Annotated in this window: 9 protein-coding genes; 3 read left to right on the top strand and 6 right to left on the bottom strand. The window is 63.4% G+C overall.

Annotation, left to right across the window (positions count from 1 at the left end):
- Positions 1–33: 33 nt before the first annotated feature.
- The 3 genes from H0P51_RS01895 (at position 34) to H0P51_RS29070 (ending at position 4,740) form a co-directional block, all read left to right on the top strand.
- Positions 34–894 carry an SDR family NAD(P)-dependent oxidoreductase gene (locus H0P51_RS01895; RefSeq protein WP_180916387.1) on the top strand — a complete coding sequence of 287 codons (861 nt, stop codon included), beginning with the start codon at positions 34–36 and terminating at the stop codon, positions 892–894.
- 8 nt (positions 895–902) lie between these two features.
- Positions 903–1,871, top strand: a complete 969-nt coding sequence (locus tag H0P51_RS01900; RefSeq protein ID WP_180916388.1) for an NADPH:quinone oxidoreductase family protein — start codon at positions 903–905, stop codon at positions 1,869–1,871.
- Between the two features lie 688 nt (positions 1,872–2,559).
- Positions 2,560–4,740, top strand: coding sequence for a PE family protein (locus H0P51_RS29070; protein ID WP_213016719.1), 2,181 nt, complete (start codon positions 2,560–2,562; stop codon positions 4,738–4,740).
- A 429-nt stretch (positions 4,741–5,169) separates the two neighbouring features.
- Here the strand turns inward: H0P51_RS29070 and H0P51_RS01910 are convergent, their stop codons facing one another.
- The 6 genes from H0P51_RS01910 to H0P51_RS01935 all read right to left on the bottom strand — a co-directional run bounded on the left by H0P51_RS01910 (position 5,170) and on the right by H0P51_RS01935 (position 16,936).
- Positions 5,170–7,029 carry a PE-PPE domain-containing protein gene (locus tag H0P51_RS01910; RefSeq protein ID WP_180916389.1) on the bottom strand — a complete coding sequence of 620 codons (1,860 nt, stop codon included), beginning with the start codon at positions 7,027–7,029 and terminating at the stop codon, positions 5,170–5,172.
- Positions 7,030–7,236: 207 nt separating this feature from the next.
- On the bottom strand, positions 7,237–8,868 hold the full coding sequence (locus tag H0P51_RS01915) for a PE family protein (RefSeq protein ID WP_180916390.1): 1,632 nt from the start codon (positions 8,866–8,868) through the stop codon (positions 7,237–7,239).
- A 125-nt stretch (positions 8,869–8,993) separates the two neighbouring features.
- On the bottom strand, positions 8,994–11,903 hold the full coding sequence (locus H0P51_RS01920) for an MMPL/RND family transporter (RefSeq protein WP_180916391.1): 2,910 nt from the start codon (positions 11,901–11,903) through the stop codon (positions 8,994–8,996).
- 25 nt (positions 11,904–11,928) lie between these two features.
- Positions 11,929–14,811, bottom strand: a complete 2,883-nt coding sequence (locus H0P51_RS01925) for an MMPL/RND family transporter (RefSeq protein WP_180916392.1) — start codon at positions 14,809–14,811, stop codon at positions 11,929–11,931.
- On the bottom strand, positions 14,808–15,227 hold the full coding sequence (locus H0P51_RS01930) for an MmpS family transport accessory protein (protein ID WP_180916393.1): 420 nt from the start codon (positions 15,225–15,227) through the stop codon (positions 14,808–14,810). The genes H0P51_RS01925 and H0P51_RS01930 overlap by 4 nt, the downstream gene beginning before the upstream one ends.
- A 284-nt stretch (positions 15,228–15,511) precedes the next feature.
- Positions 15,512–16,936 (bottom strand): hypothetical protein, encoded by a 1,425-nt coding sequence (locus H0P51_RS01935; RefSeq protein WP_180916394.1) that lies wholly within the window; start codon positions 16,934–16,936, stop codon positions 15,512–15,514.
- Position 16,937 lies beyond the last annotated feature (1 nt).

A 16,937-nucleotide genomic window follows, 5' to 3' on the forward strand; every position in this document is an offset into this window, starting at 1 on the left:
CGATATCGCCAAGCGCTTAAAGAAAGGAAACTTATGCCCGGAGTGCAGGACCGCGTCGTCGTAGTAACCGGAGCCGGCGGGGGATTGGGCCGTGAATACGCCCTGACCCTCGCTCGTGAGGGCGCCAGCGTCGTCGTCAACGATCTCGGCGGCGCACGTGACGGCACCGGCGCCGGTTCGGCGATGGCGGACCATGTCGTCGCCGAGATTCGGGACGGCGGTGGACGTGCGGTTGCTAACTACGACAGTGTCGCCGAGGCCGAGGGCGCGGCCAACATCATCAAGACCGCGCTCGACGAGTTCGGCGCGGTGCACGGTGTGGTGAGCAACGCGGGCATTCTGCGCGACGGCACCTTCCACAAGATGACGTCGGAGAACTGGGACGCAGTGCTCAAGGTGCACCTGTACGGCGGGTACAACGTGATCCGCGCGGCCTGGCCGCATTTCCGCGAGCAGAGCTACGGCCGCGTGGTCGTGGCAACTTCCACCAGCGGACTATTCGGCAACTTCGGCCAAACCAATTACGGTGCAGCCAAATTGGGGCTGGTGGGCCTGATCAACACCTTGGCGCTGGAAGGCGCCAAGTACAACATCCACTCCAACGCGGTCGCCCCGATCGCCGCCACCCGCATGACCGAGGACATCATGCCCAAGGAGGTGCTGGAGAAGCTGACGCCCGAGTTCGTCGCGCCGGTGGTCGCCTATCTGTGCACCGAGGAGAACGCCGACAACGGCTCGGTATTCGTGGTCGGTGGCGGCAAAGTTCAGCGTGTTGCGCTGTTCGGCAACGAGGGCGCCAACTTCGACAAGCCGCCCACCGTGCAGGACGTGGCGGAGCACTGGGGCGAGATCACCGACCTGTCGGCGGCGACAAAAGCTGGCTTCAAGCTGTAACCAATTCAGTGAAAGCCTGTGTGGTTCAGGAGCTTCGCGGCCCGTCCGGCATTGTCTACACCGATATCGACGACGTAGGAGATGGTGGCGGCAACATCGTTATCGAGGTGCGCGCCGCCGGCGTGTGCTTTCCCGATCTGCTCTTGACCAAAGGCAAATACCAACTCAAGTTGCAGCCGCCGTTTGTGCCCGGCATGGAGACCGCCGGAGTGGTGCGTTCGGCCCCGGTGGAATCTGGTTTTCGTGTGGGCGAACGAGTTTCGGCATTCGGCGTGCTCGGCTGTTATGCCGAGCAGGTGGCGGTGCCGGCCTCCAATGTGATCCGCAGCCCCGATGAACTCGACGACGCCGAAGCGGTGTCGTTGTTGGTGAACTACAACACCATGTATTTCGCGCTGTCCCGCCGGGCGGTGATGCGGCCGGGTCAGACGGTACTGGTACTTGGCGCCTCCGGCGGGGTGGGCACCGCGGGCGTACAGATCGCCAAGGCGTTGGGGGCCAGCCAGGTGATCGGTGTGGTGCACCGCGACGCCGCGATCGACTACGTCAAGGCGCTGGGTGCCGACCATGTGGTGCGCGTGGCGCGGGGCTGGGTCGAGCGGGTGCTCGAGCAGACCAACGGCCGGGGGGTGGACATTGTCGTCGACCCGGTCGGTGGGCGGGCCTTCGACGACGCGATCGATGTGCTGGCCATCGACGGCAAGCTGCTGGTGGTCGGATTCGCCGCCGGAAGCATTCCCACGCTGACCGTCAACCGGCTGCTGTTGCGTAACGTCGGCGTGCTGGGTGTCGCGTGGGGTGAGTATCTGAACACGGTGCCCGGCTCGGCGGTGCTGTTCTCCTCCGGTCTCAACCAGCTGGTCACGCTCGGATTGAAACCTCCTCCACCGCAACGTTATCCGCTGTCCGAGGCGCGCGCCGCACTGCAGAGTCTGGACCAGGGTGGCGTTCTGGGCAAGGTGGTGCTGGAGCCCTAGGGTGGATTTCCGCGATGATGTCGCTGGCCGCGTGTTGGAAGACCCGCACCTCGAATTGTTACATACACCCGGCCGACTGAGACCGAAAACACCGTTAAATCCACCGTTCTCACCGAAGGTACACCGGTGATCACCCGCTTGGCGGTCACTGCCAACGCTGGCTTCTTTAACGCTGCGTTGGTCGAACTCACTACTGGCTTCACCGCCACCAACCCCCAACTGCCCAAGTTATCGGGGTCGGTGTAGGACGGCTTCGAAGAAGGCGGCATCGTCAATTCCGGCTACTACAAACCCGGTACATGGCTAAGCAGCGGCGAGTCATTGGCATATGCCCGCTGGGCTTCAACACATGACAGTGATTTCCGTTGTAGTGCAGTAGATTACGTCCGCCTATGTGTACACGACGACGATTGGCAAGGTTGACAGGCCGGCCACGTTTACTGGACCGCCGACACAACAACTGGCCTAACCCCAGCCAGACCGAGCGCGCAGCTTCACGGGCTACCCCACCCATGCCGAAGTTTTCCAGCCCCCTTTCCCGCCAGCGGTCGCCCGTGTCTACGGGAGGATTAGAACAACGTCCTACGAATGCGTTTCGCGATTCGCCACGGCAGCCGAATGCAGCACGTAATCTTGCTCCTCATCGGATGATTCAGATTTCCCGCAAGTGTGATGAGGAGAACCAGCCGTGTCGCATCTTGTTGCCGCACCGGACGTGATCGCGACCGCTACCAGGCAGTTGTCGGGAATAGGATCTGCAATCGGCCACGCTAACGCGGCAGCAGGTCCAGCGCTGCAGATTGTGGCCGCGGCGCAAGATGAAGTGTCAACAGCGATCGCGACATTGTTCAGCAACCACGGGCAGCAGTACACGGGGTTGAGCGCACAGCTGGAACGGTTTCATGACGACTTCGTGCAGGCTTTAGGTGGCGGCGGATTCAGGTATGAGGCCGCCGAGGCCGCCAACGTCTCGCTGCAGACGTTGGAGCGGGACGTGCTGACGGCGATCAATGCGCCGACCAATACGTTGCTAGGGCGTCCCTTGATCGGCAACGGCGCGAATGGGGCCGCAGGGACGGGACAAGCCGGCGGGGCCGGTGGCCTGCTGTGGGGTAACGGCGGTAATGGCGGGTCAGGTGCGCCGGGGCAGGCCGGTGGTGCGGGCGGTGACGCAGGCCTGTTCGGCGAGGGTGGCATCGGCGGGCGCGGCGGTAATGCGGTCACCCCCGGTGGGGCCGGTGGGGCCGGCGGGGCCGGTGGGGCCGGCGGGTGGTTCGGCGGCAGTGGCGGGGCCGGCGGCGCGGGCGGTGACGGTTTGGCCGCCGGTTCCGCGGGTCTGGCCGGCGGGGCCGGCGGGGCTGGTGGGGCCGGCGGGCCAAACCGGGCCCTCGTCGGTTTTTCCGGCGGGGCCGGGGGGAATGGGGGCAACGGTGACACCGGTAGCGATGGGGCCACCGGCCTCTCGGGCGGCGGAACCGGCGCCGTCGGGATGAACGGCGGGAACGGGGGTGCCGGCGGCCGTGGCGGCGCGAACTCCGGGTGGTTCGGCCTTGGCTCGCTGTTCGGCACCGGCGGGGACGGCGGCCACGGAGGCTCCGGGGGCCTCGGCGGACACGGCGGGGACGGCGGATTGGCCGTGTCGAGTGTCGGGGGCGCCGGCGGTCATGGGGGAGCCGGCGGTAATGCCGGCGACGGCGGCGCCGCGGGATCGGCGGGACCGCTCGGGCTGAACAGCGCACACGCGGGGGCTGCCGGTGTCGGCGGCAAGGGCGGCGCAGGCGGCAACGGTGCCCAAGGCGCCAACCAAACTACTAACAGCGGCGGCTGGAATGGAGGCGCGGGTGGGGCCGGCGGCAACGGCGGTAGCGCCGGTTACGGCGGAATCCATGGCAGCGGTGGGGATGGCGGTAAGGGCGGCTCCGGCGGAAACGGTGATACGGGAGGCGATGCTGGTGCCGGGGGCACCGGGGGCGATGTGGGCATCGGCGCGGGCACCGGTGGAGTCGGCGGTACGGGCGGAAGGGGAGGCAATGGCGGAGAGGGGGACTGGGGCTACTTCGGTGGAGGGCAGGGCGGCAACGGGGGACGCGGCGGCGTCGGCGGCGCCGGAGGCGGCACCCCTGATGGAGGAATCAACGGCAACGGCGGCAACGGTGGTGCCGGCGGCGCCGCAGGCCGCGGTGGTGACGACTCGATCCTTTACACATCTACCGATGCTGCCGTCGGCGGCGGCGGCGGGGGCGGTGGCGCGGGCGGCAACGGCGGAAACGCCGGCACCGGCACCGGCAGCGGCGGCACCGGCGGCACCGGCGGCCACGGGGGCGCCGGCGGGGCCGGCGGCGAAGCAACCACAACGGCTGCTGTCGACATCCTCGTGGCCAAAGGCATGGGTGGTTCTGGCGGGCAAGGCGGAGTCGGTGGCGGCCCATCAGGCGCCACCGGCGGACTGGGCGGCGGCGGCGGTGGTGGCGGCGCCGGTGGCGTCGCCATACAGCGTCTGGGTGAAGGCGGTGGCGGTGGCGGGGGCGGCGCGTCCAGCGTGACCGACGGGGCTGGGTATGGCGGTGCCGGTGGTGATGCCTACAGCTACGCCCAGCCCAATGTGGGTAGCGGCGGAAACGGTGGTGCCGGTGGGGCGGGCACCGGTGGCGGCGGTGGTGGCGGCGCCTACGCCGACAACTCAGCTAGTGGTAACGGCGGCCAGGGTAGCGGCGGCGCTGCGGGTGGTGCCGGCGGCGCGGGCGCCGATGGCCGCACGAATGCTGGCGGCTACGGTGGCACCCCGGGCGCCGGAACCAATGGTGGCGGACACGGCGGCACAAGCGCAGATTTCATCCACGGCAACGGCAGCGAAGGCCAAGCCAGTTGATGGCCGACGCCACTCGGCCGCCTGCCGACGGTGTGAACCCGACCGAACGCTCTGGATAGTCGTCTATCGGGATCGGATACCCGCTGGCGCCCATCACCAAGGTGAGAATGCTTGCCACCGGGGGAGCCCCGGAGTCGGCAAGCAGCGACTTGATTGCTACGAGAATCGGATCCCAACCGCATTCGACGCGGCGTTGGCGACTTCGGTCTGGAGGTAGGCCAGCCGGCAGACAGTGCCCGGCTGAAACCTCTTCGGTGGCCGCGAGCCTTGCCGTGGGGACGCGACCGAGGTCACCTTGCCGATCGGCCAACCGGGATGTCCTCGAGACTGGCCGCCGACGCGGCAATCACACCTGCCTGCACCGCCAGGAATGGCATGGGCCCGATTCTCTACATCGAAAACGGGGGTGGACGAAATTAAGGCAGCGGATCACCCGCCGGTGAGGTCGCCGATCACCGACTCGACCGTATCGAGCGTCACGATGGTCTGGAACCCGCCGGCGAGCGTCAACAGTGCGACGTTCGCAGCGATCGGATTGCCGATCGCGTTGACCAGACCCATCGGGTCGCCGTTGACGGCCTGCTGGACGCCGTCCAGGAAGAGGTTGAAGTCGTACGACGGCAGCGTGGTCGCGATGGTGTTGGCGATGTCCGCGGTCGGCAGCAGCAGCGCGTAACCGTCGGCGGTCGCTTTGGTGATCGAGTTGACGATGTTGGTGTTTGCCGATCTGAGCGCGTCGATGAAGCTGTTCACCGGCGAGCCGGTGGCGCCCGGCAGCGTGAACGGCAGGCCGGCACCGCCTCCCACACCAGCCGGCAGTAGGTCGGTGAGCGACGGCAAGGAGGTCGGGACCATCGCTTGGATGTCGCCGACGAACGCACCCCAGCCCTGGCCGGCCAGGGCGACCTGGTCGCCGATGAAGTTCTGCGGAATCGGCGGGATCAGGCCGAACGGGGTCCACACGTCGGCGTAGGAAGTCGAGTATCCGTAGTGAGGGTCGCCGTAACCCCAGTTCACCAGGTAAGTCAGATTCGGTTCGACCAAGTCCGCCAACGCATTTCCGATCACCGGGATGGCGCGGATCGGCTGCACGAGGGGCAGATGGTCATAGGTGATCATGTAGTAGTGGTCGAGACCGTTGGCAGCCGTTGTCGGGGACACCGGCAACTCGACCATCTTGTAGCCGGGGGCGAGCTGTCCCGTGGTGGGATTGATGATGTTCGGGTACGTGCCGTGGACGCTCTGGATGCCCAGGAATGCGTTGAGGTCGGCCAGGAAGTTGATCGGGTAGCGCGGGAAGTCGGTGTAGCCGTCGTACTGCAGCGAGAACATGTTGACCGGGTACCCGGAGTTGGCCGGAGTCGGGCCGTAGAAGTCCAGGCCCAGTGCCGGCAGGCTAAGGCCGGGAAAACGGGACAGCAGACCGCCGTTGGGGGCCATCGGGTTGCCCAGCAAGGTGAAACTGAGATCGCCTGTGTGCGGGCTACCCGCGGCGATCAGATTGCGCAACTCGATCGATGACAGGACGGCGCTCTGGGAGTAGCCCAGCACCGAGACCTTCTGCCCGGCGGTGATCAACCCGGTGGGACTGAAGAGTGCGTTGTGCAGTGCCGTGACACCGGTGGCTACCGACTGGTTGAGCGGTAGGTCCTTGATGTGGGTGAGCGGATACAACCCCTCGGGGGTGTTCAGCGGTATTGATAGCGGGTTGGTCACGTGAAACTGAATCCAGGGTCGGACACTTGCCATGTACGCGAGCGAAGGTATCGGCGTCCCGCTGCCGGACATGATCAGGGCTACGTCGTAGACGGTGGGCACCGACGTTCCAACGGGCATGGTGACCGGAGTCCCCCCGGACGCGGTCGCTGCCGGTCCCCCCAGCAGCGACTGCAGCGGGGCCAGCACCGACTGAATGGGCGCGAGCAGCGGTTGCAGCGGAGCGAGTACCGGCGCGAACAGCGCCTCGATCGGTGAGGCGCTCGCCAGCGCGCCTGACAACACCGCCGCGTTGGCCACCTCGGCTTCGGCGTAGGCGCCACTGGCCGCGGCCAGTGCGCGGTTGAATTCGTCGTGGAATGCCACCGCTTGGCCGACGACGTTCTGGTATTCCAGGCCGAACGTGCGGAAGAGCTGGGCTGCGGCCTCGGACACTTCGTCGGCCGCGGCAGCGGCAAAGCCGGTCGTCTGGCCCGCGGCGGTGTCAGTCGCCTGGGCGAGCGCGGCGCGGATGCCAGCCAGGTCCTGGGCGGCGGCGGCCATCACATCCGGTTGTGTCGCTAGGTATGACATCGGCGAATTCCCTTCACGGCCAAGATATTCCGGTCACAAGCCGAGGTTGGAGCAGACCGCGTGACCCGGTGCTGAAGGTCGTCGGGCGGCCCGCTGATCTCTGGCTAGGAGCAAGACTAAAGCGGTCTGGTCAATCTCATAGTGGTTTTGCCGTCTAAACATCTGCCGAAGTTCGGTGCCCGCGCGATCGCCGTGGAATCGTGGCCACTAGAAGCTGAGGCTCTGCAGGTCCTGAGCGATTTCGGCGGCCGCCTCGACGACCGAGATGAACTCGATCATGCCGCCCAGCGCCACCAGTCCAGTGGTGGCGGCGAGCGGAAGTTGGATCGCCTCGACGAGGTTGCCCTGCGCGAGCTGGCTCAGGAAAAGGGTCGCGTCGTAGGCGGGCAGGGTGGTGGCGAAGGCGGTGGCCAGATCCGCTGTCGGCAGCAGCACGGAGTAGCCGGTCGACACCACTGACGCCAGTGTGTTGGCGATGTTCATTGGAGTTGCCGGCACTGGCGGCGGTGCCGCGGGTACGTACTGCTGGATCAGGGGCGGGAAGGCGAACGGGGTCACCACGGGCGGTGTGCTGAGTGCGACCGGCACCGCCGCTGCGAAGTCGCTGATACCCTGCTGAGTGCCCGCGATCAGCGCATTGGCGATGACTTCGGGGGGCACGTTGGGGAAGAGTCCGAACGGGGTGGCCACATTGGCCGGGCTGGTGGAGTAGCCGTAATTCGGGTCGCCGTAGCCGAGGTTGACGATCACTTTCAGATCCGGTTGCACCAGTGCGGCCAGGGGCTGGCCGATAACGGGGATGGCGCGCACCGGGTCCAGCAGCGGCAGATCCGGATGCCTGATCATGTACCACTGGTTGTTGGTGGTGCCCTCGGTCGGCAACAGCGTGGCCGAGGCGATCTGCGAGGGCGTCAGGTCGACGTAGGTGGTGTGCACGGTGAGGATGCCGAACACGGCATTGAGGTCGGACACGAAGTTCAATGGGTAGCGCGGGAAGTCGGCGAACCCGTCGTATTCGATGGTGTAGGTCGTCGTCTGATAAGGGCCGTCCGGGGTGGCTCCGTAGAACGGCAGGCCGATGGTCGAGATGTTCAACCCCGGGATGCGGGCCAGGATGCCGCCGTTGGGGTTCATCTCGTTGCCGGTGAGGATGAAGTTGATCATGCTGGGGTCCGGCATGTTCGGACCCAGGGAGATGTAGTGCTGCATCAGCAGCGACGAGATGATGGCGCTCTGTGAGTAGCCGAAGACGGTGACGTGGTTTCCAGCCGCGAGCTGCTGTGAAACGGCCCCGTTGAGAATCTGCAAACCTTCCTGCACCGAGGTTGCCAGGGGCAGCGATCTGACGCCGGTGATCGGGTAGAGCTGCTCGGGGGTGAACAACGGGGAGACGGGGATTCCCGGCGGCAGGAACAGTCGCGTGATCGCATCGACGTAACCGGGAGTCGGGGCAGGCATTCCGGTGCCGCCCATCACGATTGCCGTGCTCAGTCCCGACGGCGCTCCGACTGTTGGGGTGGGCAGACCGGCGGTCGCGGTCTGCACCAATTGCGCCGTGTTGAGCGCCTCGGCGTCGGCGTAGTTGCCGACGGTGGCGGTCAACCGCTGAACGAATGCGTCGTACAGCGACCCGATCCGCGTGTTGAGGGCCTGGAATTCCTGGCCGTATGCGCCGAAGAAGTTGGCGATCGTCGCTGACACTTCGTCGGCGGCGGCGGTCATCACTTTGGTTGTCGGGCCGGCCGCGGATGCGGCGGCATCACCGAGTGCCGAACCGATCCCCGCGAGTTCGGTTGCCGCAGCTGCTAATACGGGCGGCTGCGTGAATACGTACGACACTCGAAATCCCTTCTAGAATCCGGTTTGAGTCTCCCGTCTCGCCGGTATCCGTTGAGGGTAAAGCGATTCCGCTGCGCTGTCCGGCCTTTGGGCCGACCTCCCATGAATTGCGCAGGCTTACTGCCTCAGCTGGACAGCTTCGGGATTTCGGCCGTCACCGCTTCGTCGTCTCTTTGCCCGAGTAGTAGGGATCGAACCAACGGCCGCGGCCCGGCGGACCGCAACAATTGACTTGCCGGACGGGGGCGTACCACTTGGGGCCACCAGAACCAACGTCCGAGCAGCGCCGCAATGGACGGGGTCATGAAGGAGCGCACGATCAATGTGTCGAATAGCAGGCCCAGGCCTATGGTGGTGCCCACCTGAGCAATGATGCGCAGGTCGCTGATTGCCATCGACATCATGGTCAGCGCGAAAACCATGCCCGCATTTGTCACCACTTTGCCGGTGCCGCCCATTGCCCGGATTATGCCGGTATGCAGACCCGCGGATATTTCCTCTTTGATGCGGGATACCAGCAGCAGGTTGTAATCGGACCCGACCGCCAAAAGGATGATCACCGACATCGGCAGCACCATCCAGTGCAACTTGATATCAAGGATGTACTGCCAGATCAATACCGATAAGCCGAACGATGCTCCCAATGAAAGAGCCACCGTCCCCACGATGACGAGCGCAGCAATCATGCTCCGGGTGATGATGAGCATGATCACGAAAATGAGGCACAGCGCGCCAATTCCGGCGATGGCAAGGTCATATTTGGCGCCGTCGCGGAAGTCTTTGAATGTCGACGCGGTGCCGGCGACGTAGATTTTTGAGTTTTCCAGGGGCGTTGTCTTGAGAGCTTCCTCCGCCGCGGCGCGTAGCTGCTCGACCCGTGCGATCCCCTCGGGTGTCGCCGGGTCGCCCTTGTAGGAGATGAAGAATCGTGCGGCTTTACCGTCGGGGGAAATGAAGGCACCCATGGCCCGTTGGAAATCCGCGTTATCGAATACTTCTGGAGGTAGGTAGAACGAGTCGTCGTTCTTCGCTTCGTCGTAGGCCTGGCCCATCGCGGTGGCCGCATCTGTCGACTCGTCCATCTGGCTAAGCACCCCGGCCATTGTGCTGTGCGTGGCCAGCAACATCTTTCGCATGTATTCCATGGTGTCGATGATCGGCAACAACTGCTGAGACACCTGGGGCAGCAGTACATCGGTTGTGTTCAGGTCGACCAGCACTTCCTGGAATTTGTCGCTTTCGGCGTCGATGGCGTCCACCGCATCGAATATCGCCCTCAAGGAAGCGCAAATCGGGATTGCCTGACAATGCTTGTCCCAGTAGAAATAGCTCCGGATCGGGCGGAAAAAGTCCTCGAAATCGGAAATGTGGTCCTTCAGCTCAGCGACGATTGCGTACATTTCCTTGGTGTTTTCGATCGACGCGTGAGTGATACTGTTCAGCTCCAGCTGCAACTTGTACATCCGCTTGGTCTGCGCGATCTGCGAGCTCATCAAGTCGGCCTGCTTAAGCATGTCGTCAATGCGGACTTTGACATATTTCATCATCTGCAGCTGTGCCGCATTCTGCATGCTGATCAGGAAAGGTATCGAGGTGTGCTGAATGGGTGTGCCCTCGGGACGCGTCACAGCCTGCACCCGCGAGACCCCGTGCACCCGGAAGAGCCGTTTAGCCAACTTGTGCAATACCAGGAAGTCTGCCGGATTGCGCATGTCGTGATCGGTTTCGATCAGCAGAATCTCGGGCATCATGCGCGACTGTGAAAAATGCCGGTCCGCCGCCGCGTATCCGGTGTTCGCGGGAATATTCTGCGGGATATAAAGGCGATCGTTGTAGCTGGTTTCGTATCCGGGCAACGTCACGAGTCCGATGATCGCGATCGCAATTGTCGCGACGAGGATGGGCGCCGGCCAGCGGACGATCGCCGTGCCCACCCGGCGCCAGCGTCGAACGCCGATGCGGCGCTTCGGATCCACGAGTTTGAATCGGGATCCGACGGCCAGAACGGCGGGAATCAGGGTCAGCGCGACTGCCACGGCGACGAACATGCCGACGGCGCAGGGCGCTCCCATCGAATTGAATATGGGCATCCTGGTGATGCTGAGGCAAAGGATTGCCCCGGCGATCGTCAAACCAGAAGCCAGGACGACCGGCGCGACTCCCCGGTAGGTCGTGTAGTAGGCGGTTTCCGGATCCTCACCGGTTTGGCGTGCCTCCTGATAGCGACCGAAAAAGAAGATCGCGTAGTCGGTTCCGACCGCAATACCGAGGGCCACCAAGAGATTGATGGAAAATGTGGAAAGCGAAAGAATGTCGCGGTGCGCGAGAAGCGCGACCACCCCTCGGGACGTGCCCACCGCGATGCCGACGGTGATCAACAGCAGAATCACGGTGACGACCGAGCGGTATACGAGAAGCAGCATCACGAAAATAATCGCGACGCTCAACGCGGTGATTTTCAGAATGGACTTGTCACCGCTGTGCACCATATCCGCCACGAGCGCGGCCGGGCCGGTGACGTAGACACTTACACCGTCGGGGGGATGAGTCCGGTTGACGATGCTGCGGACCGCGGCCACCGACTCGTGCCCCAGAGTCGTGCCCTGATTACCGGCCAGATTCAACTGCACATATGCGGCCTTGTTGTCGGCGCTTTGCGCCCCTGAAGCGGTGACTCGATCGCCCCACAGATCCTGCACGTGCTGGACATGCTTGGGGTCATCCCGCAACCGTCGAATCAAGTCGTCGTAGTAGTCGTGCGCGTCGTCGCCGAGAGGTTGACGGCCCTCTAACACGATCATCGCGTAACTGTCCGAGTCGGACTCTTTGAAGTCTTTGCCCATCCGCACCATGGCCTCGACCGACGGTGCGTCCCGGGGACTGAGCTGGACCGAGTGTGCCTGGCCGGCCTCCTCGAGCGAGGGGATTGCCAAATTGACGAACAGTGCCAGTGCCACCCAGGCGAGGATGATCGGCACGGAGAATTTGCGGATCGCGCGGGCCAGCAACGGAACCTGGCGACTTTCGGTGCTCATGCTGTCTTCAGCTGGGAATCCGCCACTACCGTGGCTGCCTCAGTAGCGCCCGCACCAGTGGGCGCGGTCCCTCCGGCCGGAGCAGGAAGCTGGCTGGCCGGGGCCGGACCTGTAGTGGCCACCAGAACCATCGTCCAAGTGCTGCGGCGACGGCCGGTGTCATGAACGCCCGGACGACCAACGTGTCGAAGATCAGACCCATGCCGATCGTGGAGCCCAGTTGCCCGATGATGCGCAGGTCGCTCACCAACATCGACATCATGGTGAACGCGAATACCAGGCCGGCATTTGTCACGACCTTGCCGGTGCCCCCCATGGCGCGAATTATTCCGGTCTTTATCCCTGCGGGTAACTCCTCTTTCATGCGGGATACCAACAGCAAATTGTAGTCGGAACCCACCGCCAACAAGACGATCACCGACATCGCGAGTACCACCCAATGGATCGGCATGCCGATCAAATATTGCCAAACCAGTACCGACAAGCCGAAGGATGCGCCGAGCGACAGCAGAACGGTTCCCACAATGACCAAAGCGGCAATAAACGCGCGCGTCATGAGCAGCATGATGACGAAGATCAGGCATAGTGCCGCAACGCCGGCGATCAAGAGATCGTATTTCGACCCGTCGACGAGGTCTTTCGTCATCGTCGCAGTACCGGTGAGATATACCGCCGCGGACTCCAACGGTGTCCCCTTGAGGGATTCCTCCGCCGCGGTTCTGATGGCATCGACGCGGGCCGTGCCGTCGGGTGAGGCGGGGTCTTCCCGCAGCGAAATAAGCATTCGCGCGGCTTTGCCGTCCGGCGACATGAATACGTCCAGGACGCGTTTGAAGTCTTTGTTCTTAAAGGCCTCCGGCGGGATGAAGAAAGAATCGTCGTCCTTTGCCGCGTCGAACGCTTTACCCATTGCCGTCGTGTTGCCGTTGTTGTTCTGGTCCATTAAACCCAGAGTTCCGGACATGGTGCTGTGCATGGCCAGCATCATGGTGCGCATACTCTGCATGGTCGCGATCATTTCCGGGAATTGGGTGAGCAGTTGCGGTAGCAGCACGTCGAGGCGATCGAGATCGGCGACGAGCAACTGCAACTTGTCGTCGATCTGGTCAACGCCGTCTATGGAATCGAAAATAGATCGCAGTGCCCAGCAGATCGGAATGTCAAAGCAATGCTTTTCCCAGTAGAAATACGCACGGATAGGTCTGAAGAAATCCTCGAAATCGGCGATCCGGTTGCGCAGCTGTTCGGTGAGGTCCTGTATGTCATGGGTATTGCCGACCATGTTGTGGGTGGTGGCGACGAGCTGTTGTAGCAGTTCGTACATGTGCTGCATGATCCCGATGGTTTTCGTCAGCTCGTCGGCCTGCTTGAGCAGGTCGTCCATGCGGGCGCGCTGGAACACCATGCTCTGCATCTGGCCGGCCTGCGCCATGCTGAGCATGAAGGGGATCGATGTGTGCGCGATAGGAGTGCCTTCGGGCCGGGTTATCGACTGCACCCTAGACACGCCCGGCACGGCCAAAACGCCCTTCGCCAATCGGTTCAGTACCAGGAAGTCGGCCGAATTCCGCATATCGTGGTCGGCTTCCACCAACACCATTTCGGGCGTCATCATTCGTGACTGCGGAAAATGTCGCTGCGCGGCCTCATAGCCGACTTCACCGGGAAATCCCTTGGGCAGGTAAAGCATGTCGTTGTAGCTGGGTTTGTACCCCGGCAGGGTCAACAGACCGACGAGTGCCACCGCGACCGTCGTGACAAGAATCGGCCCGGGCCACCGGACGATGGCGGTTCCGATGCGCCGCCATCCATACGATTTGACTTTGCGCTTGGGCTCGAACAGGCGGACTCGACTTCCGGCGGCAAGAACAGCCGGAACGAGCGTGAGCGCGACCGCTACCGCGACGAGCACACCCACCGCGCAGGGTATGCCGATGGGTTGAAAGAACGGGAGCCGAGTAAAGCTCAGACAGAACAGCGCACCGGCGATGGTGGCTCCCGAGGCCAAGACAACCTTCGCCACCCCGTGGTAGGTCGTGAAGAAAGCTTGTTCCTTATCCTCGCCGGCCTGACGCGCTTCCTGGTAGCGGCCGACGAAGAAAATCCCGTAGTCCGTTCCGGCCGCGATCCCGATCGTGACCAGCAAGTTGATCGCGTAGGTGGTCAAGCCGATGATCCCGTGATCGCCGAGCAACGCGACAATTCCCCGGGCAATCTGCAATTCGATCCCGACCAGCACCAGCAAGATGAGTACGGTGGCCACCGACCGGTAGACGAGCAGCAACGTTCCGAAGATCACCGCCAAGCTGACCAGGGTAATGAGCGCAACGGTTTTGTTGCCACTGCCGCTCATGTCCGAAACGATTGCCGCCGGGCCGGTGACATACGCTTTGACACCCGCTGGTTCCGGAGTCTTCGCGACGATGCTGCGGATCACCTCAACCGACGCGTTTGCCTCGGTTGACCCAGGCCTGCCGGCGAGGTTCAGCTGCACATAGACCGCTTTGCCGTCCGGGCTTTGCGCGGCCGCCGCCGTCAGTGGATCACCCCAGAAATTCTGGATGTGCTTCACATGCGGGTTTGACTCGAATTGATGAATCAGTTGGTCGTAATACCGATGAGCGTCGTCGCCGAGGGAGTGCTGGCCCTCCAAAACGACCATCGCCACGCTGTCGGAAGTGGATTCGTGGAAAGCCGCGCTCATGCGCTTGATGGCTTTGAACGAAGGAGCATCCTCCGGGCTCAGCGATACAGAATGCTCCTGCTCGACCTTTTCTAGCGGGGGAACACCGATGGAGACGATGACAGCTATGCCCAGCCAGGCCAGGATGATGGGCACCGCAAATCGGTGAATCGTTCGGGCCGCGAAGGGGCGGGACCGTTGGTCGTCCATCTGACCCCCACTCATGCTGACTTCAGCTGACAGAAGGTGAAAGCCTCGACCTCATGCGTCGTCTTCTCCGCTTTGACCACACCGTCCACCAGGATGCGGCAGCCGATGCTGTCGGTGTTGCCCTGCGCTATAACACTCCCGGCGGACGTGGTCTGGGTGATGGGGAAATCCAGGGTCCACGGTAACGGCACCGCTTTGGCGTGCTGCGGATCGCCATTGCCGTCGAAGTAGCTGATCTCGGCCACAGTTCCGGGTGGTCCGAAGACTTCGTACGTAATGTGCTTGGGGTTGTACGGTTTCGCATCGTCGATTCGGGTGTCGGCGTACGTAACTCGCTTTTCATTGCCGAATACGCGGTGGAGTCGCAAGACGGTGGCTCCGCCGGCGGTGAGGACAATCAGTATGACGATCGGAATCCATATCCGCCTCAATACTCTCAAAATCCCGAAACCCCTTCGCCCGCGTCAAACCCGCGTCGCATAACCCCGTCGAAGCATGCAACGACATATCATCCGCGACCCGCAGTTTGGCAACGCATCGTATGCGACAGCGACCGCACACGATGTGCGGCGATCAACTCAAGCGACTCCATGGGCACGCGACCGACCTTGATGAGTAAACCATCTCTCGTCTGGTTCGTGGTGACCGCTACCCAAGATGATTTCTTACCGTGGCTTTTCGCTGATCCGGCATTGTACGAAGTCGGCTGGATAAGCTAATCGATCACGCCAGTCAGACCGAACTCCGCGATTGTTTCCGCAGCAAGTTCGCGCAATGCGGCCTTGGTGTTCTTAGCTCCCGGTTGGTAGGCGCCGACGCTGATAAAGATCTTGCCGTTGATGCGCCCGGAAAGAACGATCATCCGCCCGCCGATTTGATCAAGGAACTGCCGTGATTCGTGCTGGCCGGTCCCGCGTGCGTTTTCAAACTCGGCGACGGTGCCGTCCGGGCAGCCGATTATCGACGGGAGATCGCCGAGATAAGAACAAAACACCGGCTGATCGGGGTCTGCGGGCATCCTCGCCACGAGTCGCTTCAGGCTCCGCTTCGGGGCGAAGGAAGATAACCACAACATTGCCTTTGCAGGATCCGGCGTTTCCTTCAACGCTTTCAGCGTCTGCTTTATCGCTGCCCGGACTTCCCGCAGGTTCGTTGTCAACGCTGCCGGATCGACGCTGACACGTGCGTACGAGAGCGCCATCGCACGGGTGTCGTCTTCGGTCCGGTCGCTGATCGGAACCTGCAGGGTGACAACGCCGTCATCGGGGCGCCGACGCCCGATGCGCTCACCCAGTTTCGCGGCCAGTGCCGCGGCCAGAGTGTGACTCGCTCCGCCGAGCACCTCGGCGCGGGCGTCCCACTCGTCCAGGTCGATGTAGATCGAGATAGCCGGCACAAGCACCACGTCGTCGCCCGCGCGGCCACTGCCCGCGCCGCGGACCGCGACAGGACGTGCGGCCGCTGGTCGCGGATTACTGCGCCGTTCACGGGCCTGTTTGCGGGCCAATTTGGCTCCCGTGGCAAGCGCCCGGGCGACCTCAGGAAGGTCCTTGGCTGTCAGCCGCGCATCTTCAACCAGCCCTCGCCATCTGGTACGAGACAACGGCGGCGGATACCCGAGATCACGTGTCTTGCCCAACGCCGCTTCGATTATCACGATGGCCAGGCCCAGACCGTCGATCAGATTATGGGACAGCACCAAGCTCACCCCGGTCGAGCCGTCGGTGAACGGCGCGACGCCGAGGTGCCACCCCGGTCCCGATTCCGGATCGACGGGCAATTGTGAGCGCTCGTCGAGCCAGTCGCTGACTTCACCACGTGGCCGGGCGCGCGCAGCGATGTCAAGGGTGGACGGAATTCGGTCTTCGACCCAGTGATGCCGGGCGAACGGCAACGCGGGGCGTTCGATACGTCGTCCCAGCAGCCCCTGACCGAGATCATGGTGGAAGCGCCGCACGGTATCGAGGTCGACTGGGTGCTCGTAGATCCAGCAGACCTGTATGACCACGCTCATGCCGGCGGCGTAATGCTCAGCCAGTAAGGCCTGGTCCGCGGGCGCGAGCCGATTATCCGGCCGTCCAGCGCGCTCGGATCTGCGGATTCTCAAGGACTCTCGCGCGCGACCTATCCGCCCTGCCACT

The sequence above is a fragment of the Mycobacterium vicinigordonae genome, from assembly GCF_013466425.1.
In the GTDB taxonomy this organism is placed as follows: Bacteria; Actinomycetota; Actinomycetes; order Mycobacteriales; family Mycobacteriaceae; genus Mycobacterium; species Mycobacterium vicinigordonae.

Bases quoted from the DNA above. Each gene is read 5' to 3' on its own strand.
- H0P51_RS01925 (WP_180916392.1), bottom strand. From the start codon at position 14,811: ATGAGTGGGGGTCAGATGGACGACCAACGGTCCCGCCCCTTCGCGGCC.
- H0P51_RS01920 (WP_180916391.1), bottom strand. From the start codon at position 11,903: ATGAGCACCGAAAGTCGCCAGGTTCCGTTGCTGGCCCGCGCGATCCGC.
- H0P51_RS01895 (WP_180916387.1), top strand. From the start codon at position 34: ATGCCCGGAGTGCAGGACCGCGTCGTCGTAGTAACCGGAGCCGGCGGG.
- H0P51_RS01910 (WP_180916389.1), bottom strand. From the start codon at position 7,029: ATGTCATACCTAGCGACACAACCGGATGTGATGGCCGCCGCCGCCCAG.